A 20,335-nucleotide genomic window follows, 5' to 3' on the forward strand; every position below is an offset into this window, starting at 1 on the left:
ATAAAGGTGTCCGGTATCGAAAAGAAAAAACCCTTGGTCGTTGACGAAGAGCCGCCGGACATTGAGACGGCTCAAGAAAGCATCAGCAAAGGCGTTCCCGCGGCACAGCCGGTAACGCGGAGGCTTTCTTTTCTGGACCGGTACTTGACCCTATGGATATTTGCGGCGATGGCCGTCGGCCTGGGTGCTGGTTACATATATCCGCAAATCGCCGGTTTCTGGGGCAAGTTCCAGGTGGGAACCACAAATATACCCATCGCCGTCGGCCTTATTTTGATGATGTACCCGCCGCTGGCCAAGGTACGTTACGAGGAACTGCCTACTGTCTTTAGGGACGGGAAGTTGTTGGCCCTTTCACTGGTTCAAAACTGGATAGTGGGACCGGTAGTCATGTTCGTCCTTGCCGTGCTGCTTCTTCCGGACAAACCGGAACTGATGACCGGGGTCATCCTGGTGGGCTTAGCCCGTTGCATCGCCATGGTGCTGGTGTGGAACGACCTGGCTGACGGCAATCCGGAATACGTGACTGGGCTCGTGGCGTTTAACGCCGTCTTTCAGGTGCTCACCTATTCGATTTACGCTTACCTATTCTTGACGATTATTCCGTCCTGGCTGGGCATGTCCGGCGTAGTGGTCAACGTATCCATGGGGGAGATCGCCAAGAGCGTCTTCATTTACCTGGGTATCCCCTTCATCGCCGGTTATATCACCCGCGCAGTTCTGGTGAAGTCGCAGGGGCGCGACTGGTACGAGAAAGACTTTATTCCCCGGATCAGCAAGCTCACGTTGATCGCCCTGCTTTTCACCATCCTTGTGATGTTTTCCCTTAAGGGCGAGGTCATTGTAACATTACCTTTGGACGTGTTGCGGGTGGTTATTCCCCTGACCATATACTTTGTGTTCATGTGGCTGGTCACCTTTTTCATCGGTAAGTGGATCGGGGCAGACTATGGAAGGACCACCACTATCGCTTTTACCGCCTCCAGCAACGACTTCGAGCTGGCCATCGCCGTTGCCGTGGCTGTCTTCGGCATTCACTCCGCCCAGGCCTTCGCCACCGTTATCGGCCCACTGGTGGAAGTACCGGTGCTGATCAGCCTGGTCAACGTGGCCCTGTATTTCAGGCGGAGGTATTTCGGACACGAACCCCAAGGATAAGGTAGTAAAGGCTTATCTAAAAGCTGGAGGACCTTAGATGATGGGACAACAGAGAATCATGGTCGCTGTTTTCGGAGAGAACGCCCCGGTTTCACCCGGTTGCGGCTCGGACACCCCTGGATGCAGACCGGTAAAGACGATGAGAGACGAGGTCGAGGAGTTGAGTCGAGCCCTGAAGGATAAATTCGGCGACCGAGTCGCGGTGGAGTTTATCGATGTGAACTGCGGTGAGATTAATAACCATCCTAAGATTAAGGAAATAGTGAACCGGTTAAAGCTCCCCATCACCGCTATTAACGGCGAACCGCGGTTCTGCGGGGGGATAGCGCTTAAAACGATAGCGGAGGCGATTGAAGGGCTGTTCGCCGTTTAAAGAGCAGACTATAAGAGGCATGGAATTAATACGGAAATACCGGCACATGTCTGAAACGGTCTAAAGAAATTATTCAAAATAATACCGTGTAAAGGAGAATCAAACTTGGCTACGCAAAACCCAAACAAGAAACCAAACCTTATCTGCACCTGCGGGAGCATCCCGGCCGACGGCGCCGACACCGCCGTGCCGGGGGTGGCGATCCTGACCTGTGCCGGCGGATCGAACACCGGACAGATCACCAACGCCGCCGGGATAATGCTGGCCAAAAACGGCGTGGGTTACCTCGCCTGCCTTGCCGGCGTAGGAGCGGAAGCTAAAGCAACCCTTTCAAAACTCGCCCGGGCGCAAAAGGTGGCTGTAATCGACGGCTGCTCGGTAGCCTGTGGCAAAGGGATGATGGACAAGGCCGGAATCAAAACGGACTATTATCTTCAGGTAATGGATCTGGGAATAAGAAAAGACCCCGGCGTGCTTGATCCGGATCCCGAAGCGGTGGCACGCGTCGTTTCCGCTGTTACTGCCGGTATACAAGAGGCAGCGGTTGCTTCCGGGATGAAACCGGATAACGGGTTAACGGGATAATCCTTATAAGTGTTATCGGATAAATTTCATCAATCGCGCAATACACCGGAGTATAGCCGGATGTCTCGATAAGACGGGAGGTCAACCGGATGACTGAGCGGCAAAAGTTCCTTTTAATCGTCGGCGTATTCGTGGCGGCGTATTACCTTCCCATTGAGCACGCGCGACTGAGAAGCGCTTTGATTGAAGCGTTTTATATGCTCCACGACTACGCCCGGGCGCACGTGCTCTTTTGCCTTGTACCGGCGCTCTTTATCGCGGGAGCGATGAGTAATTTTCTGTCCTCGCAGGCGGTCATTAAGTATTTGGGGCCGGAAAGCCCAAAATGGGCGGCTTACGGGGTGGGCGCGGTTTCGGGAGGCATCCTCGCCGTATGTTCCTGCACCGTGCTCCCCCTTTTCATGGGCATCTATAAGCGCGGCGCGGGGCTCGGGCCGGCGATCGCCTTCTTGTACTCCGGTCCCGCGATCAACGTGCTGGCGATAATCTTCTCCGCCAAGGTCCTCGGTTGGCAGATAGGCCTGGCCCGCGCCGTGGGAGCGGTCTTGTTCTCGGTGGTGATCGGTCTTATCATGGCCTTCCTCTTCCGGGGGGAAGAAGAGGAACGGGTAAAAGGGATTACGGATGTGGGAGAAGTTGCCGGAAGACGGTCTCTGGGACAAACGGTCCTGTATTTTGCGGTGCTGGTGCTCATCCTGGTCTTCGCCGCCTGGGGAAAACCCGCGACGGCAACCGGTCTTGCCCACGGCATCTACCTGGCGAAATGGTACCTCGTAGTACTTCTGCTTATAGTCTTGGCGGGCATGCTCAAGGCATATTTCGAACGGGACGAACTGAAGAGCTGGATTTACACCACCTGGGACTTCAGTAAGAAGATCTTGCCGCTTCTTTTTGCGGGCGTTTTGGTGGCGGGCTTTCTCATGGGACGTCCCGGCGCCGATACAGGCATAATACCCGCGAAGTACATCGCCGGCGCTGTCGGCGGAAACGGCTTTCTCGCAAACTTCATCGCGTCGGTGATCGGGGCTTTCATGTACTTCGCCACCCTTACGGAAGTGCCGATCGTTCAGGGACTTCTCGGCTCGGGGATGGGAAAAGGCCCGGCTCTCGCGCTGCTGCTGGCCGGACCGGCACTGAGCCTGCCCAGCATGCTGGTGATCAACAGTGTCCTTGGACCGAAGAAAACGGCTGCCTACGTGTCCCTGGTGGTGATCATGGCCACCCTGACGGGAAAGATCTTCGGGGCGTTCTAAACCTATTAGCAAAGGAGTCCCACATGCCGCCGTAGCGGCACCATGAAGCATGAAAAAGTGCGACAGTAGCGTAACACGGGCGAAACGCGGCAGGAAGTAATGTAGTGCAAGGAAGACCGGTGGAGACGAACCGGGCAATTAAGAAGTGAGAAGTGCGAAATTGGAAGTGGGATTCTTGAAGGAATTCGCTTATAAGCGAATTCCCACAAGTATCTCACCTCTAACCTCTCGCCTCCCACCTCTCGGTTGGCGGTAATGCGTTGCTCATCGCCGCGCCCATCGAAAGAAGTTGCTATTTGTAAAAGGAGGTTAAACCATGCGTGAGATCAAAGTTCTGGGTCCCGGCTGCCCAAAGTGCAAGACGCTGGAAGAGGAAGTGCGTCGGGTGCTGGCGGAACTCAACCTGCCGGCGGAGGTAAAGAAAGTAACCGATCTCGGCGAGATTCTCAAATACGGGGTGATGTTGACCCCGGCGCTGGTGGTGGACGGTCAGGTCAAGGTGAGCGGTCGGGTGCCGCCGCCGGCGGAGATAAAGCGTATGCTGACGGAATAGAAAGGACCTTTACGATGAAAAACGGGAAGAAAGTCGGAAAACAGACAGCCCAAGCGCAAAATAATACCCGGGCGACCTCAAGGCCGCTTCCGAAAAAAACAGCCGCCACAGTCGTCAAAGTGTTTCTTCTTATCGTTCTTGTCGCAAGCCTAGTGGGCATTGCCGGTGAAGAGTATCATTGGGGGCATGGGAACAGGCATGTGGCGGACAGCCGCTTGCCTGAGACCGCCGGTGAGCCGGCAACCGGTAAGACAGTCGATAAGCCGTCCGCAGATGAACCGGCGGCTAAGGAACAAAAGACGGTTATCGCCTACTACTTTCACGCTACCGCCCGGTGCTCATCCTGCATTAATATCGAGAACTACACCCGCGAAGTCATCGAAGACGACTTCACCGGCGCCATTAAAGACAGGCAGTTGCTATGGCACGTAGTAAACGTTGAAGAGCCGGGAAACGAACATTTCATCCAAGACTACCAGCTCTACTCGCAGTCAGTAGTCCTTGTGGAAATGCAGAACGGCAAACAAACAAGATGGAAAAACCTTAAGAAAGTCTGGTCTCTTCTTAACGATAAGGCCGTATTTCAAAAGTACGTTCAGGAAGAGGTTAGCACATTTTTAGGCGCTTAGTTAGAGCGCCAAGATCTGCGTCAAATGCAAGAAAAACTAACCACAGAGACGCAGAACACACGGAAGGGAAAAGACGGAAATATGGGTATTCATTCTTTGGATGCATTCTTACTTAATGCAGGGCTTGCTTTATGGTTGGGTATCCTCACCTCGATAAGCCCGTGCCCGTTGGCGACCAACATCGCCGCGATTTCTTTCATCGGCAGGCGTGTGGGAAACACACGACTGGTTTTGCTGTCGGGGCTCCTGTACGCGATCGGCAGAATGGCAGTCTACCTGGCGTTGGGTATCCTTATCGTAGCCAGCGTTCTGTCCATACCCGAAGTCTCCAACTTTCTCCAGAAATATATGCACAAACTGTTGGGGCCCCTCCTGATCATAGTGGGGATGTTTCTTCTGGAACTGATACGTTTCAACTTCGGCGGGTTCGGAGTAAGCGAAAGGGTGCAACAGCGTGTCGAACGAAGCGGCATTTGGGGAGCATGGCTTCTCGGAGTTGTTTTTGCGCTTTCTTTTTGCCCGGTTTCTGCGGCGCTTTTCTTCGGAAGCCTCATCCCCCTTTCGGTAAAGCACGGGTCCAGTGTTCTGCTTCCTTCGCTCTACGGGATCGGCACCGCTTTACCGGTCGTGGTTTTTGCTTTCCTGGTGGCTTTTGCCGCTCAATTGGTAGGCCGGATTTTCAACCAACTGACCCAGATAGAGTGGTGGGTGCGCAGGATAACCGGCGGTATATTCATAGTGGTCGGTATCTATTACTGTCTGGTTTACATATTCCACTTATTATCGACTCAACGTACGTTTTAACAGCTGACTGTCCTTTTACTCCTCTTTCAGTTCCTCCAGGGACTTTATATCGACCAGATGCGGGAGCAGGAGATACCGGCGCCCGGTATCGTCCCGGGGGTATCCCGGCAGGATCCTGCCGGTCAGCATGACGGCGTGGTTGTTGAGCCGTTTGACCTCTTCGAGCGGGGGTTGATACTCGATAACCACCATCCTGCCGTCTTCGAGCTGCACCGCCGCCACCCGGCACTTCCCCTCATTAACGTGCCGGTAAGTTCCCACCAGACGGACAATCGCGTTCTTATGCTTTTCGATGTCTTGGTCCGAGCGGCAGAAAGGGTACTGCTTCGACTTTCCAATGGCGCACCCATTCGCCAGCGTGGCCAAAACAGCCGTTATCAGCACTAAAATTACAAGACGCATTGCACCTCACCTTACTTTTCGCGGCGCTAGGACAAGCCATTCTTCAAACATCGTACATTTGTTTGCATTTTTCCTTAATTTTAGTATAACAACTCAACGGATTAATAAACCTGAAAGTATACAAGAGCCCGGTGCTTTACTGAAACAAAAAGTGGGTCCGCCCGAACGGCGCGGCCCACTTTACTTCTTATTGAAGCTGTAGTACCGGAAATTAATTAGTACGCTACTCCACCGTGACGCTCTTGGCCAAGTTGCGCGGCTTGTCGACGTCGCACCCGCGGGTTACGGCGGCATAGTAGGCGAAGAGCTGGAGCGGCACTACCGCCACCGCCGGGGCGAGCATGGGGTGCGCGGGCGGCACGGTAATGACGGCGTCGGCCACCCGGGCGATGTTCCCGCCTGTTTCGGTCGTCACCGCCAGGACGTCGGCGCCGCGGGCCTTGACCTCCTTGATGTTGCTCACCGTTTTTTCGTACAGCGCGGGCTGGGTGGCAAGGGCCATTACCGGTACACCCGCGGTTATCAGTGCCAGGGTTCCGTGCTTCAGCTCGCCGGCGGCGTAAGCCTCGGCGTGAATGTAGGAGATTTCCTTGAGCTTCAGCGCCCCTTCCGCCGCCACCGCCCAATCCAGCCCCCGGCCGATGAAGAAGGTGCTCGACGCGTTCTTCCGGGCTGCCGCCAGCGCCGCGATCTCCTTGTCGCGCGCGAGTATTTCCGCCACGTATTCCGAAAGGCGCGGCAGTTCCGCCGTTAGTTTGCGCAGGAGTTCGGGAGGCGCCGTTCGCCTTTCCTGCGCCAGATAAATCGCGAAAAGCGTCAGCACGAAAACCTGTGCCACGTAAGCCTTGGTCGAAGCCACGGCGATCTCCGGGCCGGCCCAGGTAAAAAGGGAATCGTCCGCCTCCCGGGCCACCGAGCTTCCTACGACATTGGTCACCGCCAGAACGGAAGCGCCCCTGGCCTTCGCCTCCCGCATGGCGGCAAGGGTATCCGCCGTCTCTCCGGACTGGCTGACCACGATCAGCAGGTCGCCATCGCCGATCAGCGGCTCTCGGTACCGGAACTCGGAGGCGATATCGACCTCAACCGGGATGCGCACCAGACGCTCTATCAGCGTCTTTCCGATCAATCCGGCGTGATAGGCCGTGCCGCACGCGGTGATGAACACCCGCCGGCAGGATTTCAGCAGTTCCGGGTCCAGTTTCAGTTCCGGGAAAACGACGGTATCGCCGCTTACCCGCCCGCGCATGGTGTCCCGCAGCACCTTCGGCTGCTCGTGAATCTCCTTGAGCATGAAGTGCGCGTAAGAGCCTTTCTCGGCCTGGCCGGGGTCCCAGTTAACCTCGAAAACCTCTTTATCAATACGCCGTCCGGCGCCGTCGCAGATCAAAACGCCGTCCGGCCGCACATCGGCGAATTCGTCGTCTTTGAGGATGTGCGTCCGGCGGGTGGAAGCCAACACCGCCGGGATGTCGGAGGCCAGGAAGTTCTCTTCGCCGCCCAGTCCTACAATGAGGGGGCTGTCGCGGCGGGCGGCGACGACTCTGCCGGGTTCGCCCGCGGCAACCGCCGCCACGGCGTAGGAGCCGCGCAGAAGCGCCACGGCCCTCCTCAGCGCCGTGAACAAATCCCCTTCGTAAAGCTCCTCGATCAAATGCGGTATCACCTCGGTGTCCGTGTCCGAAACAAGCCTGTGGCCCCGCGCCGCAAGCTCCTGCCTCAACTCGAGGTAATTCTCGATAATCCCGTTGTGCACGACGGCGATTCGCCCCGCGCAGTCCAGGTGGGGGTGGGCGTTTATATCGGTGGGCGCCCCGTGGGTCGCCCAGCGGGTATGGCCGATGCCCGTGGTGCCAAGGGGGCTGTTGCCGTTAAGGTGAGACTCCAAGGCCGCGATCTTTCCCTCTTTCTTGAGCAAGGCCAGCCGCCCTTCTTCCACGACCGCGATACCCGCCGAATCGTATCCTCGATACTCGAGTTTTTTAAGACCCGTAATCAGAAGGGGCAGCGCCTGCTGTGGGCCGGTGTAGCCGACTATGCCGCACATTTTTTAGTCCTCCTTAAAAATAGTACTGCTTTCGGCGGGCGCGGCGATAAGCAACGCATTGCTGCGTCAGCCCGGCGGAGCCGAATCCTCACGTACGCACCCAGTACGCTCCGGTTCGCCTCCGCCGGCCTTTCTTGCACTGCATCACTTCTCGCCGCGTTCCGTGTATATTACAACACTGCTTCTAAAATCCAAGCTCACGGGTCACCCCATTTTCATTGTTCGTTGTGCCGCAACGCGGCATGGGCGAATCCTGTAAAGCTCGGTATTCATCTCTTTAAAAAGCAAGCGCCGGGCATTAAAGCACGGCGCTGTTTTCGCAAAAACAAAAGATGCGTATGCGCGCGGAAAGCCATACTTTGCCGAATCGCCACCTGGTGCTTTTGTCCCGGCGGTTACCCGCCGGTTTTGTGACACCGCTTACGGCCGTGGCCGGCCGGGAGGCACCCGCCGAATAAAACTCGATAAGCCTCCCCCTCGTCAACCGGTTAGGACGGTGATAAGCTGCGCCTGGCTGTTTCAGAAGTCAAAAGTCGGAAGCCCGAAAATTTAGGGGAAATTCGCATAGCGAATTTCTACAAAAATTCTGACCTCTGACATCCTGCATCCGACATCCGTTTCTGCCATGCTTGCTTCTGACCGTCCCGGTAGAGGGCTAATACTAAAATCCCTAACCGGTTCTGGCGCTTGAAAATTGTCATCAATTATATTCTACCTAAACCGCTATTTCACCTCCTTCGAGCGTGTGGACCACTCCCACCAGTTCATTCACCACCTGGAGGGTCAAGTCCGGATCGCGGGCCTCCACCATGACCCTGATCAACGATTCCGTACCCGAGGCCCGCACGAGCACCCTGCCCTCGCTTCCGAGGCGCTCTTCCTGCCGCTTTATCTCTTCCGCTAAAACCGGGCTGTTGAGTATCCTTTCCTTTTCGTTCACCCGAACGTTTTTCAAAAGCTGCGGGTACCGCTCGAATTCGGCCGCCAGCTCCCCGAGCGATTCCCCGGTTTCCCGCATCACCTTCAAAAGGTTCAGCGCGGTGATAATCCCGTCACCGGTGGTGTTCTGGCCGAGGAAAATGATATGCCCGGACTGCTCTCCGCCGAGACAGGCGCCGATCCGCAGCATCTCTTCTAAAACGTAACGGTCGCCTACCCTGGTCACCGAGGCGTCTATCCCGGAAGCGGCAAGCGCCCGGTGCAGTCCCAGGTTGGACATCACCGTAACCACGACTGTATTCGAGGCAAGCTCACCTCTCCTTTTGAGGTAACGGGCGCAGGCCAGGATGATGGCATCGCCGTCGACAACGTTTCCTTTTTCGTCCACGGCGATCAACCGGTCCGCGTCTCCGTCAAAAGACAGACCCAGAGCGGCGCCGGAAGAGAGCACCAGTTCGCTTAGCGCCTGCGGCCTTGTGGAACCGCAGCCGCTGTTGATGTTAAGCCCGTCCGGCCGGGCTCCCGCGGCGATGACCTCCGCCCCCAGAGATTCAAGCACCCGCGGCGCAACCTCATAAGCCGCCCCATGGGCGCAGTCCACCGCGATCCGGAGTCCTTTGAGTTCCTTCGGTCCGGCGTTGAGGGCGTGATTCATGTACCGCCTGACCGCGTCGTGCGCCGTCACCGCCCGGCCGATGTCGCCCCCCACCGGTGAAGGAATGCCGTTCATGCGCCCCAAAACAAATCCTTCAATCTCTTCTTCGGCCGCGTCCGGCAATTTATAACCGTCGGCCCCGAAGAATTTTATTCCGTTGTCCGGCGCGGGGTTATGCGAAGCCGAAATCATTACCCCGCCCGCCGCTTCAAGGGCGCGTACAAGATAAGCCACCGCCGGTGTCGGCACAACACCCAGCAGAAGAGCGTCGGCGCCCGCGGACAGTATCCCCGCGACTATCGCCGCTTCCAGCATCTCACCCGAAGCCCGGGTATCGCGCCCCACAACGATCCCTTTGGTCCCCGGTCTGCGGGTAAGGATATACGCGCCTGCCCGGCCGAGTTTAAACGCCAGTTCGGGACCAAGCCCGTCATTGGCAACACCTCGAACACCGTCGGTGCCAAAAAGAATACCCACTCGCGCAAAAGCCCCCTTCGGCCAAACTTTATAACGACAAAGTTCCCGTGTCAACGATATTTTATCTTATGCCGCAAGAAAATAGTTGGTTAGTCTGGAGGCCTTGAAGTAAATGGTTTTAAAAGGCTTAATCGTGGCTGTCCTTCTTCAGCAGGCCGTAAGCAAAGCTGTCCGCAAGCGCCTGCCAGCTCGCCTCGATGATGTTCGGGGATACCCCTACGGTGACCCAGGACCTTTGCCCGTCGGCCGTTTCGATAAGCACGCGGACCAGTGCGCCCGTGCCGGCTGTTTCATTCAGTACGCGCACCTTATAGTCGGTAAGCCGCATTTTTTTTATGGAGGGATAAAACTGTTCCAGGGCCTTGCGAAGCGCGTTGTCGAGTGCGTTGACGGGACCGTTGCCCTCGGCGGCGGTGTGGACCATCTTGTCTCCCACCTGGAGCTTGATCGTGGCTTCGGAATGAACGGTGCCGCCTTCCTTCAGCTCGTTAAGGATACGAAGGGTTTCTAATATGAAGGGCTTCTGGTAGTTGTTCGAAGCCTTCATGAGCAAAAGCTCGAAGGAACCTTCGGCGCTCTCAAACTGAAACCCCTGGTGTTCGAGCTCCTTCAACTGATCCAGGACCTGGCGGGCCGATTCCCCCTGTGTCGGCAGGTCATGGTTCAATTCGCGGAGTTTGTGAAGCATGTTCGACAGACCGGATAGTTCCGAGACAAGAACCCGGCGGCGGTTGCCCACCGCTTCCGGGTTAATGTGCTCGTAAGTTAGCGGGTCTTTCATCAGCGCGTTGACGTGCAGACCGGCTTTACTGGCGAAGGCGCTCATCCCGACATAAGGCTGCTGCGGGTTCGGGTGAATGTTGGCGACCTCGCTGACGTAACGGGACAGCTCCACCATACGCCGCACCCTTTCCGCCGGAATGGTTATCATACCGCACTTCAATGAAAGATTGGGAACCACCACGCAGAGGTCGGCGTTGCCGCAGCGTTCGCCGTATCCGTTAACCGTTCCCTGCACCTGTCCCGCGCCGGCCTGGACGGCCGCAAGGGTATTGGCCACCGCCATGCCGGTGTCGTTATGGGCGTGTATCCCCACCGGGAGGTCGAAACTCCCGCAGACCAACTCCACCACCGGACCGATCTCCCAGGAAAGCATGCCGCCGTTGGTGTCGCAGAGTACCAGACCCGCCGCGCCGCCGGCGGCGGCCGCCTCAAGCGTGGCGAGGGCATACTCCCGGTTTGCTTTATAACCGTCGAAGAAATGCTCGGCGTCGTAAATCACCGTCAGCCCTTGGTCCCGGAGGTAAGCGATCGACTCCCGGATCATCGCCAGGTTTTCCTCAAGGGTGGTACCGAGCGCCCGGGTTACGTGAAAATCCCAGCTCTTCCCGACGAGTGTGGCTATTGTGGCCCCGGATTTTAGGATTACCGACAGGTTTTCATCATCCGCCGGACGGACGTTCTTCTTCCTGGTGGAGCCGAACGCCGTAACCCGGGCGTTTTCAAGCCTTAGCTCGCGGACACGGGCGAAATACTCCATGTCCTTGGGGTTGGAGCCTGGGTAGCCCCCTTCGACGTAATGGAAGCCCATCCGGTCGAGCTTTTGGGTGATTTTTAATTTATCCTCGACGGAAAAGGATATCCCTTCCGTCTGCGCTCCGTCACGCAGCGTGGTATCATAAACCTCTACCGCACGCATCTTGTCACTCCTGCCTCCGGCTGACTATTTACCGGCTTCCGCCCTGCCGATAACGTAAGGTATGAGCCCTCCCGCCGTAACAATCGCCTGCATAAACGGCGGAATCGGCCGGGCCTGGTACTCCTGCCCGGTGCCGACCACGGTGATCCTGCCTGTGTCGAGATCGACCCGCACCCGGCTTCCCGTCGGTACCGATTCGGCTTCAGCGCATTCGAGAATGGGAAGCCCGATGTTGAAAGCGTTCCGGTAAAATATCCGTGCAAAGCTTCGGGCCACCACGCAGGCCACACCGGCGGCCTTGATGGCCACAGGCGCGTGCTCCCGCGAGGAACCGCACCCGAAATTGGCCCCGGCCACTATCACGTCGCCTGATTGAACGCGTCCGGCGAATGTGGGATCGGCGTCTTCCATACAGTGGAGCGCCAGTTCCGCCGGGTCGCTGGTGTTAAGGTAACGCGCCGGGATGATAAGGTCCGTGTCGACGTTATCGCCGAATTTAAAGACGTTTCCTTCAGTCATTTAGCTCACCTCTTCCGGGCCTGCAATCCGTCCCGCAATAGCGGATGCCGCAGCCACAGCGGGGTTGGCGAGATAGACCTCGCTTTCCGGATGCCCCATGCGTCCCACAAAATTACGGTTAGTCGTGGAGACCGCGCGCTCGCCTTTGGCCAGGATCCCCATATGCCCGCCGAGACACGGCCCGCACGTCGGCGTGGAAAAGACGGCTCCGGCAACGATAAAGGTTTCGATAAGGCCTTCTTTGAGCGCCTGGAGATAGATCTCCTGGGTCCCGGGAATAACTATCATCCGCACGTTCTTGTGGACCTTTCTGCCGCTTAAAACCCGGGCCGCCAGACGCAGGTCGTCCATCCGCCCGTTGGTACACGAACCGACTACCACCTGATCGATTTTAACATCCCCCGCCCTGCTCACCGGCCTGACGTTGTCCGGTAAATGCGGGCAAGCCACGCAGGGCTCGAGATCGCTCACGTCAAACTCATAAACCTTTTTATAGCCGGCGTCGGGGTCGCTCGCAAATACCCGGTAGGGCCGCCGGGCGCGGCCGCGGACGTAAGCGTCGGTCTTGTCGTCGGCGGCGATGATCCCGTTTTTAGCGCCGGCCTCCACCGCCATGTTGCACATGGTAAGCCGTCCGTCCAAAGAAAGGTTTTCTATCACCGGCCCGCAAAACTCCATGGCGCAGTAAAGCGCCCCTTCCACCCCGATCTCCCCTATGGCGTGAAGAATCAGGTCCTTACCCCCGACCCACGGCCCTAATTTACCGGTGTACACGAACTTCAGTGATTCCGGTACCTTAAACCAGGTCTCGCCGAGCGCCATCGCCGCAGCCAGGTCGGTGGACCCCACCCCGGTGGCGAATGCGCCGAGCGCCCCATAAGTGCAGGTATGGGAATCAGCCCCGATAACCACGTCGCCGGGTCCCACCAGTCCCTGTTCGGGCAGGAGGCAGTGCTCGATACCCATCCGCCCGACCTCGAAGTAGTTGGGCAGGTCGTGCCGCCGGGCGAATTCCCTCATAACCTTGGCCTGCTCCGCTGATTTAATGTCCTTGTTGGGCGTGAAGTGATCCGGGACCATAACCACCGCCGCCGGGTCGAAAACAGGCACGCCGACCCGCTCAAACTCCCGGATCGCCAGGGGCGCGGTGATGTCGTTCCCCAGGAGCACGTCGACTTTCGCGCTGATCAATTCGCCCGGTTCGACGTATTCCTTCCCGGCGTGCGCCGCAAGTATCTTCTCCGTTACCGTTTGTGGAATCCGGCTCATCTCCATCCACCTTCCGCAACTCTCATTAAGAATACAGAATATAAAATGTAGAATGTAACCCCTAACCCGGATAAGCCGAAGAAAAAATTTTCCCACAGAGACCCGGATTGAGTATCAATTGAGTCCTGGGCATTATGTCGCGACCTGAGAAAGAAATAAAAGTTCCGGGTTACGAGTTCCAAACTAAAAAGAACATTTGCCTGAAAGCTGCTCACGTCATTCTATCTGTGTTGATCGTGGTTAAAATCCCCGACTCGTGACTCCTGCCTCACTCAAGTCTACTTACCTTCTATTTTCCATATTCTATCTACTGCCTACTATCTATTAAATAAACTAAATAAACGCTAGCGCTGTTTTAGCCCGTTCATATCCGCCACCATTTTATTGATCGCATCGATGTAAGCCCGCGCACTCGCCTCAAGAACGTCGGTGCTGATTCCCCGGCCCAGGAATATCTGACCTTTCTCATTCTTGACCCTCACCATAACACTCCCTACCGCGTCTTTACCGCCGGTAACCGCATCGATGCCGTAGGCCTCGAGGGTAAACGTAAACCCGGTTATCTTATCGATAGCCTTATATATCGCGTCCACGGGCCCGTTCCCGCAGGCGGCCTCCTCGATCACGTTGCCGCCCGACAGCAGCCCGAGGGTGGCCGTCGGAACCACGGTGGTCCCGCTGGAGATATGGAGGTAGCTGAGCTCGTAGGTCGGCGGTATTTTGCGGATCTCTTCCTCCATGAGCACCTGCAGGTCGTCGTCCGTAACGGTCTTTTTCCGGTCACAGAGTTCCTTGAACCGGGTAAAAGCCGCCTTCAGCTCTTCTTCCGTAAGCGTATACCCCAACTCCGCCAGCCGCGTCTTGAAGGCGTGCCTTCCGGAAAGCTTGCCCAGCACGATCTGCGACTGGGGGATTCCGATGACCTTCGGGTCAATGATCTCGTAGGTCGTACGCTCTTTCAACACCCCGTCCTGGTGAATCCCTGATTCATGAGCGAAAGCGTTCTTCCCGACCACGGCCTTATTCGGCTGGACCGGCATACCGGTTAAAACGGTTACGAGTTTCGAGGTGCGAAAGATCTCTTCGGTTTTGATGCCGGTGGTCATCCCGTATAACGAGCGTCTGGAGTAAAGCCCCATTACCAATTCCTCAAGCGCCGCGTTCCCGGCCCGCTCGCCGATGCCGTTCACCGCCACCTCCGCCTGCCGCGCGCCGTTCCTGATCGCCGCCAGCGTATTGGCGACCGCCAGCCCGAGATCATTATGACAATGAACGCTGACAATCGCTTTTTCAATCCCGGGCGTCCTTTCCCGAATGGTCCGGATGAATTCTCCGAACTCCTCGGGAACCGCATAACCGACGGTATCGGGAATGTTCAGGACCGTAGCCCCGGCTTCGATCGCCGCCGCCAGTACCCGGCACAGGTAATCGACGTCGGAGCGCGAGGCGTCCATCGCCGAAAACTCCACGTCGGAGGTATAATCTTTCGCCCGCTTTACGCACTCCCGCGCGGCTTCAAGCACCTCCTCCCGGTCCATCTTCAGTTGATGCTTCAGATGAATGTCCGAGGTGGAGATGAAGGTGTGAATCCGGGGCTGTTCCGCCCCCTGCAGGGCCTCCCATGCCCGGTCGATATCCGCGAATTTCGCCCGCGCCAGGGCGGCGACCGTTGAGCCCTTGACGTCCTTAGCGATCTCCGAAACCGCGTTAAAATCGCCTGGCGAAGCTATCGGAAAACCGGCCTCGATTATGTCAACCCCAAGGCGCACCAACTGCCTGGCTATCTGAACCTTTTCCTTTACGTTCAGGTTCACCCCGGGCGATTGTTCACCGTCCCTGAGTGTGGTGTCGAAAATGTATATACGTTCCATCCGTATTCCCCCTGCCCGAATGGTTACAAACTAATCTATGGCCTCATCAAGACCGCTGCCCGCCAGGACCATAGGATAGACGTTTTCTTCCGGCTCGATAAGGCAATTAACCAGCGCCGGGCCGTCCTTCGCCATGACCTCTTCCACTATTCCGTCAAAAGCCGAGGCGCTTTCCGCCGTATAGCCGGCAAGACCGTAAACACCGGCGAGGGCCGCAAAATCGGGGACGAAGCTGAAATCCACCCCCGAATAACGCTTATCGCAGTAAAACTCCTGAAGTTGCCGTACCATTCCGAGCCGCTTGTTGTTAAGGATAAAAATCTTCACGGTAAGGCCCTGCTCGGCCAGTGTGCCGAGTTCGGTCATCATCATCTGGAAACTTCCGTCCCCGCTCACCAGGATCACCTGTCTGTCCGGACTGCCGAATTTCGCCCCGATGGAAGCCGGGAGTCCGTACCCCATGCAGCCCAGGCCACCGGAGGTTACAAGTGTGCGGGGGTGCTTAAAGCAATAATACTGCGCCACCCACATCTGATGCTGCCCCACGTCGGTCACCACAACGCTTTCCCCCCGAGTCAGGGCACTGAGCCGTTCAACAACGTACTGTGGCTTGAAGCCCGCTTCCCGTCCGTAGTCGAGGGGATGATCGCGCTTGTACCCCGCGACGGTCTCCAACCAGTCCCCGTTCTCGCGCAGCGAAAGAAGCGGGAGCAGCGCCGACAGCACCTGCTTGACGTCGCCGACTATCGGCAGGTTAGGACGGACATTCTTACCGATTTCCGCCGGGTCGACGTCCACGTGAATCACACGGGCGTTTGGCGCAAACTTCTCTACGGTTCCGGTTACCCTGTCCGCAAACCGTACCCCGAGCCCGATCAAGAGGTCGGAGTTGGTGATCGCCAGATTCGCGTAACGGGTGCCGTGAAGACCGGCCATGCCAAGGAACAGACTGTGGTCGCCCGGAAAACCGCCGATCCCCATCAGGGTCGACGCCACCGGCGCCGAAATGGTTTCCGCAAGCTTTAATAACTCCGGTGCGGCGCCGCTGCTTATAACCCCGCCACCCGCAAGGATAACAGGTCTACTGGATTCGAAAATCATCTTCGCCGCCTGGGCTACCTGCGTCGGATGCCCCTTGTACGTGGGCTTGTAACCCTTGAGTTCGACCTTTTCCGGGTAATCAAACTCCGTCATGGCGCCGGTCACGTCGCGGGGGAGGTCGATCAATACCGGTCCCGGCCTGCCGGTCCGGGCAAGATGAAAGGCCTTCTTAATAACGGAAGGAACCTCCGACGGGTCCTTAACCAGAAAGTTGTGCTTGGTGACCGGCATCGTAATACCGGTGATATCCACTTCCTGAAACGCGTCGGTACCTACCTGGGCCGTTGGAACCTGTCCTGTAAACAGTACTATCGGGACGGAATCCATATACGCGGTGGCTATCCCGGTGACCAGGTTCGTAGCCCCGGGCCCGGAGGTGGCAAAACACACCCCGACCCGTCCGGTCACCCTGGCATATCCATTGGCGGCATGTACGGCGCCCTGCTCGTTGCGCACCAGGACATGTGTGATCTTGGCGCCGTAAAGCGCGTCGTAAACCGGAAGCACGGCCCCGCCGGGGTAGCCGAATATAAGCTCCACCCCTTCCTTTTCAAGACACCGGATGACCGCTTCACCGACGGTGATCATGGTTTCGCCCCTCTCACCTCTATTTGCGCAGCCAGGACATCATCTGGCGCAGTTCCTTGCCGATCTCCTCTATCTGCTGAGCGCGCTCCCGGCGGCGAACAGCCTGGAGCACCGGCTGGTTGGCCTGGTTCTCCAGCACCCATTCACGGGCGAATTCGCCGCTCTGGATCTCGTCCAGGATGCACCGCATCTCTTCCCGCACATCTTCGTTAATAACGCGGGGACCGCTGCGGTAATCGCCGTATTCCGCCGTGTTGCTCACCCGGCGGCGCATTTCCGTAAGACCGCCTTCGTAAATCAGGTCGACAATGAGCTTTAACTCGTGGCAGCATTCAAAATATGCGATTTCAGGCGCGTATCCCGCCTCCACCAGCGTTTCGAAGCCGGCCTTAATCAACTCCGACACGCCGCCGCAAAGCACGCACTGCTCTCCGAAAAGGTCGGTTTCCGTCTCTTCGCGGAAGCTGGTCTCAAAAACACCCGCCCGCGTCAGACCCGTCGCCTTTGCGTAAGCCAGCGCGAGGTCCCGCGCCTCGCCGGAGTAATCCTGGTGCACGGCGATCAAGCCGGGAACCCCCGCGCCCTCCGTGTAAAGCCGCCGGAGCATCGGGCCCGGGCTCTTGGGGGCCACCATGAAAACGTCCACATCCTTCGGCGGCTGGATCTGACCGAAGTGTATGTTAAAACCGTGTGAAAACATAAGGGCTTTGCCCGTTGTAAGATGGGCCGCTATTTCCTCCCGGTAAACCCTGGCCTGCTGCTCATCCGGTATAAGCATCTGGATTACCTGCGCCTGGCGGGCGGCATCCGCCACCGTCGCCGGGGCCAGGCCGTCCGCCTGCACCCTTTCCGCGGAAGAGCTCGTGGCCCTGAGCCCGACGATAACGTTTATCCCGCTGTCCTTCAAATTCAGCGCCTGGGCCCTTCCCTGGCTGCCGTAACCCATTACGGCAACAACCTTGTCCCGCAAAACATTCAAATCCGCATCCCCGTCATAATAAACCCGAATCATTCCGCCGCCTCCTTGCCATTCATAGTAATATCCTTAGTACCCCGGAGCATGGCCACCTTTCCTGTGCGAACCAGTTCTTTAACCCCGAAAGGTTTAAGCGCGTTCTCCAGGGCGTTTACCTTGCCTTCGTCACCCGTTACCTCCACGATCATCGTCTTCCGCCCTATATCCACAATATGCGCCCGGAAGATTTCCACAATCTGAATTACCTCCGCCCGCCTCGACGGGTCCGCGCTCACCTTGAGCAGCGCAAGTTCCCGGTCGACATGCTCCTCCTTGGTGACATCCTGCACCTTTAACACCTCGACCAGTTTCCGGAGCTGTTTGATGACCTGCTCGAGCACCCGGTCGTCTCCTTCAACCACAATGGTCATCCGGGAAACCACAGGGTTTTCCGTACGGCCCACCGCAAGGCTGTCGATATTAAACCCGCGGCGGCTGAAAAGCCCCGCCACCCGGGCCAGAACCCCGGGGTTGTTTTCCACAAGGACGGCTAACGTATGGCGCATCGCAAATATCACTCCCTAACCCCGGACAAGCCGGACAAAAAATATTCCACCACGGAGGCACAGAGTTCACAGAGAACAAAAATATCAAGACTGAGTGCCAAAAGTCAAATACCCATGTTTCCGTTTTTCCCCTCCGTGTGCTCTGTGTCCCTGTGGTTAATCACTCTTGCCATTTAACCCAACATCTTTTCCAGGGACTCACCGGGCGGAACCATCGGCATCACGTTTTCCTCACGTTCGATTACGAAATCAAGGAACACCGGCCTTGAAGAAGCGATCGCCTGTTCGAGCGCCGTCCCCACCTCCGCCGGTTTGGTCACCCGGATTCCTTCCGCGCCGTAGGCCTCGGCCACCTTGACGAAATCCGGGCCGTAGATTTCGGTATATGAATACCGGCGTTTGTAAAACAGCTCCTGCCACTGACGCACCATCCCCAGGAACCCGTTGTTCATAATGGCGACGTTCACCGGCAGGTCGTTGCTCACAACCGTAGCCAGCTCCTGGATGTTCATCTGGATCGAACCGTCGCCGGCGATATCAAAAACCGTTTCCTCCGGACAGGCCACCTGCACCCCTATGGCGGCGGGGAACCCGAAACCCATCGTTCCCAAGCCGCCCGAGGAAATAAACGAGCGAGGCCGCGTATAGGTATAAAACTGCGCCGCCCACATCTGGTTCTGCCCCACCTCGGTGGTGATCCGGGCTTTGCCACCGGTCAACCGGTCGATTTCCTTAATGACGTACTGCGGTTTCAACCCGTTATCGTCAAACTGAAGCGGGTACTCCTTTTTCCAGGTGTTTATCTTGTCCACCCATGCCGGGTGTGACGCGCCCTTGAGTACCTCCAGCAGCTTCTGCAGCACCACCCGGACGTCCCCCGTAACCGGCACGTCGACCCGGACGTTTTTCGAAACCTCGGCCTCGTCGATATCGATATGAATTATCTTTGCCTCAGGCGCAAAGGTCTCCACCTTGCCGGTTACCCGGTCGTCAAACCGCGCACCCACCGCAATCAGGACATCACACTCGCAAATGGCGTAGTTGGCGTAGCGCGTCCCGTGCATCCCCAGCATTCCGAGCGAAAGCGGGTGATTTCCGGGGAAGCCGCCGATACCCATCAGCGTCGTAGTCACCGGGGCCATTATCAATTCCGCAAGCTGCCGCAATTCCCCGTGAGCGCCTGAAATAACCACCCCGCCGCCGGCGTAGATCACCGGCCGCCGGGCGGAAGCGATAAGGCCGGCGGCCGCGAGCACCGCGGCGGGATCCGGGTTGACCACCGGTTTATATCCCGGCAGGTCGACGGGACCGGGTTCCAAATACTCGGCCATCCCACCCGACACATCTTTTGGGATGTCCACGAGAACAGGGCCGGGGCGGCCGGTTTTGGCGATATAAAAGGCTTCTTTTACAGTCCGGGTAAGATCCCGGACATCCTTAACCAAAAAGTTATGTTTCGTCACCGGCAGCGTAACGCCGGTGATATCAGCTTCCTGAAACGAATCACGACCGATGAGGGCGGTAGGTACTTGTCCGGTGAACGCCACGAGGGGGCTTGAGTCCATAAAAGCCGTGGCGATTCCGGTCACCAGGTTTGTTGCCCCCGGTCCGGAAGTAGCCATGCACACCCCGGGTCGTCCGGTAGCGCGGGCGTAACCGTCGGCGGCATGGGCCGCCGCCTGCTCGTGGCGCATCAGGATGTGCCGGATGTCTGCATCGTAAAGCGCATCGTAGATCGGCAGCACCGACCCGCCCGGATAACCGAAGATGACTTCGGCTCCCTCTCTTTTCAGACTTTTAATCAGTATGTCTCCCCCGGAAACCTTTTTTTTCAAAACCCCACCCCCATCTAAAATAAGTCACGAGTCAAGTCCTGTGTCCCGAATCCAGGC

The 20,335-nt window shown here is 57.4% G+C and carries 18 protein-coding genes; 7 read left to right on the forward strand and 11 right to left on the reverse strand.

The features are described 5' to 3' along the window. Nucleotides 1-168 precede the first annotated feature (168 nt). The 7 genes from arsB (at nucleotide 169) to AB1500_07455 (ending at nucleotide 5,355) form a co-directional block, all read left to right on the forward strand. Nucleotides 169-1,158, forward strand: a complete 990-nt coding sequence (gene arsB / locus AB1500_07425) for an ACR3 family arsenite efflux transporter (GenBank protein MEW6182993.1) — start codon at nucleotides 169-171, stop codon at nucleotides 1,156-1,158. 37 nt (nucleotides 1,159-1,195) lie between these two features. Then, nucleotides 1,196-1,531 (forward strand): hypothetical protein, encoded by a 336-nt coding sequence (locus AB1500_07430; protein MEW6182994.1) that lies wholly within the window; start codon nucleotides 1,196-1,198, stop codon nucleotides 1,529-1,531. Between the two features lie 105 nt (nucleotides 1,532-1,636). Beyond that, nucleotides 1,637-2,116, forward strand: coding sequence for a putative zinc-binding protein (locus tag AB1500_07435; GenBank protein MEW6182995.1), 480 nt, complete (start codon nucleotides 1,637-1,639; stop codon nucleotides 2,114-2,116). Between the two features lie 89 nt (nucleotides 2,117-2,205). Then, a complete protein-coding gene (locus tag AB1500_07440; protein ID MEW6182996.1) occupies nucleotides 2,206-3,369 on the forward strand; it encodes a permease in 1,164 nt (387 codons plus the stop codon). Between the two features lie 316 nt (nucleotides 3,370-3,685). Continuing rightward, nucleotides 3,686-3,922, forward strand: coding sequence for a thioredoxin family protein (locus AB1500_07445; protein ID MEW6182997.1), 237 nt, complete (start codon nucleotides 3,686-3,688; stop codon nucleotides 3,920-3,922). 14 nt (nucleotides 3,923-3,936) lie between these two features. Then, nucleotides 3,937-4,551 carry a nitrophenyl compound nitroreductase subunit ArsF family protein gene (locus tag AB1500_07450; protein MEW6182998.1) on the forward strand — a complete coding sequence of 205 codons (615 nt, stop codon included), beginning with the start codon at nucleotides 3,937-3,939 and terminating at the stop codon, nucleotides 4,549-4,551. Between the two features lie 96 nt (nucleotides 4,552-4,647). Beyond that, nucleotides 4,648-5,355 (forward strand): aromatic aminobenezylarsenical efflux permease ArsG family transporter, encoded by a 708-nt coding sequence (locus AB1500_07455; protein MEW6182999.1) that lies wholly within the window; start codon nucleotides 4,648-4,650, stop codon nucleotides 5,353-5,355. Nucleotides 5,356-5,370: 15 nt separating this feature from the next. On the opposite strand, the gene AB1500_07460 is transcribed toward AB1500_07455, so the two are convergent. From AB1500_07460 to ilvB (AB1500_07510), 11 genes are all read right to left on the reverse strand, one after another. After that, on the reverse strand, nucleotides 5,371-5,757 hold the full coding sequence (locus AB1500_07460; protein MEW6183000.1) for a hypothetical protein: 387 nt from the start codon (nucleotides 5,755-5,757) through the stop codon (nucleotides 5,371-5,373). A gap of 223 nt (nucleotides 5,758-5,980) precedes the next feature. Next, nucleotides 5,981-7,804, reverse strand: coding sequence for a glutamine--fructose-6-phosphate transaminase (isomerizing) (gene glmS, locus AB1500_07465; GenBank protein ID MEW6183001.1), 1,824 nt, complete (start codon nucleotides 7,802-7,804; stop codon nucleotides 5,981-5,983). A 715-nt stretch (nucleotides 7,805-8,519) separates the two neighbouring features. Next, nucleotides 8,520-9,875 (reverse strand): phosphoglucosamine mutase, encoded by a 1,356-nt coding sequence (gene glmM, locus AB1500_07470; protein MEW6183002.1) that lies wholly within the window; start codon nucleotides 9,873-9,875, stop codon nucleotides 8,520-8,522. A gap of 127 nt (nucleotides 9,876-10,002) precedes the next feature. Next, nucleotides 10,003-11,574, reverse strand: coding sequence for a citramalate synthase (gene cimA, locus AB1500_07475; protein ID MEW6183003.1), 1,572 nt, complete (start codon nucleotides 11,572-11,574; stop codon nucleotides 10,003-10,005). 24 nt (nucleotides 11,575-11,598) lie between these two features. Next, on the reverse strand, nucleotides 11,599-12,093 hold the full coding sequence (locus tag AB1500_07480; GenBank protein MEW6183004.1) for a 3-isopropylmalate dehydratase small subunit: 495 nt from the start codon (nucleotides 12,091-12,093) through the stop codon (nucleotides 11,599-11,601). Further along, on the reverse strand, nucleotides 12,094-13,353 hold the full coding sequence (leuC, locus tag AB1500_07485; protein MEW6183005.1) for a 3-isopropylmalate dehydratase large subunit: 1,260 nt from the start codon (nucleotides 13,351-13,353) through the stop codon (nucleotides 12,094-12,096). It lies immediately after the preceding gene. 353 nt (nucleotides 13,354-13,706) lie between these two features. Further along, nucleotides 13,707-15,233: a 2-isopropylmalate synthase gene (locus AB1500_07490; protein ID MEW6183006.1), complete on the reverse strand. Its 1,527-nt coding sequence runs from the start codon at nucleotides 15,231-15,233 to the stop codon at nucleotides 13,707-13,709. A gap of 30 nt (nucleotides 15,234-15,263) precedes the next feature. After that, nucleotides 15,264-16,922, reverse strand: a complete 1,659-nt coding sequence (gene ilvB / locus AB1500_07495) for a biosynthetic-type acetolactate synthase large subunit (protein ID MEW6183007.1) — start codon at nucleotides 16,920-16,922, stop codon at nucleotides 15,264-15,266. A 19-nt stretch (nucleotides 16,923-16,941) separates the two neighbouring features. Continuing rightward, nucleotides 16,942-17,934 (reverse strand): ketol-acid reductoisomerase, encoded by a 993-nt coding sequence (gene ilvC / locus AB1500_07500; GenBank protein MEW6183008.1) that lies wholly within the window; start codon nucleotides 17,932-17,934, stop codon nucleotides 16,942-16,944. Then, the gene (gene ilvN / locus AB1500_07505; GenBank protein MEW6183009.1) at nucleotides 17,931-18,443 is read right to left on the reverse strand and encodes an acetolactate synthase small subunit; all 513 of its coding nucleotides are present in this window, start codon (nucleotides 18,441-18,443) and stop codon (nucleotides 17,931-17,933) included. Before ilvN ends, ilvC begins: the two co-directional genes overlap by 4 nt. Before the next feature lie 173 nt (nucleotides 18,444-18,616). Beyond that, a complete protein-coding gene (gene ilvB, locus AB1500_07510) occupies nucleotides 18,617-20,278 on the reverse strand; it encodes a biosynthetic-type acetolactate synthase large subunit (GenBank protein MEW6183010.1) in 1,662 nt (553 codons plus the stop codon). Nucleotides 20,279-20,335: the final 57 nt, after the last annotated feature.

It is taken from the genome of Bacillota bacterium, from assembly GCA_040755295.1.
Classification (GTDB): domain Bacteria; phylum Bacillota; class Desulfotomaculia; order Desulfotomaculales; family Ammonificaceae; genus SURF-55.

Bases quoted from the DNA above. Each gene is read 5' to 3' on its own strand.
- arsB (MEW6182993.1), top strand. From the start codon at position 169: ATGGCCGTCGGCCTGGGTGCTGGTTACATATATCCGCAAATCGCCGGT.
- AB1500_07430 (MEW6182994.1), top strand. From the start codon at position 1,196: ATGATGGGACAACAGAGAATCATGGTCGCTGTTTTCGGAGAGAACGCC.
- AB1500_07440 (MEW6182996.1), top strand. From the start codon at position 2,206: ATGACTGAGCGGCAAAAGTTCCTTTTAATCGTCGGCGTATTCGTGGCG.
- AB1500_07445 (MEW6182997.1), top strand. From the start codon at position 3,686: ATGCGTGAGATCAAAGTTCTGGGTCCCGGCTGCCCAAAGTGCAAGACG.
- AB1500_07450 (MEW6182998.1), top strand. From the start codon at position 3,937: ATGAAAAACGGGAAGAAAGTCGGAAAACAGACAGCCCAAGCGCAAAAT.
- AB1500_07460 (MEW6183000.1), bottom strand. From the start codon at position 5,757: ATGCGTCTTGTAATTTTAGTGCTGATAACGGCTGTTTTGGCCACGCTG.
- glmS (MEW6183001.1), bottom strand. From the start codon at position 7,804: ATGTGCGGCATAGTCGGCTACACCGGCCCACAGCAGGCGCTGCCCCTT.
- cimA (MEW6183003.1), bottom strand. From the start codon at position 11,574: ATGCGTGCGGTAGAGGTTTATGATACCACGCTGCGTGACGGAGCGCAG.
- AB1500_07480 (MEW6183004.1), bottom strand. From the start codon at position 12,093: ATGACTGAAGGAAACGTCTTTAAATTCGGCGATAACGTCGACACGGAC.
- AB1500_07490 (MEW6183006.1), bottom strand. From the start codon at position 15,233: ATGGAACGTATATACATTTTCGACACCACACTCAGGGACGGTGAACAA.
- ilvB (MEW6183007.1), bottom strand. From the start codon at position 16,922: ATGATCACCGTCGGTGAAGCGGTCATCCGGTGTCTTGAAAAGGAAGGG.
- ilvC (MEW6183008.1), bottom strand. From the start codon at position 17,934: ATGATTCGGGTTTATTATGACGGGGATGCGGATTTGAATGTTTTGCGG.
- ilvN (MEW6183009.1), bottom strand. From the start codon at position 18,443: ATGCGCCATACGTTAGCCGTCCTTGTGGAAAACAACCCCGGGGTTCTG.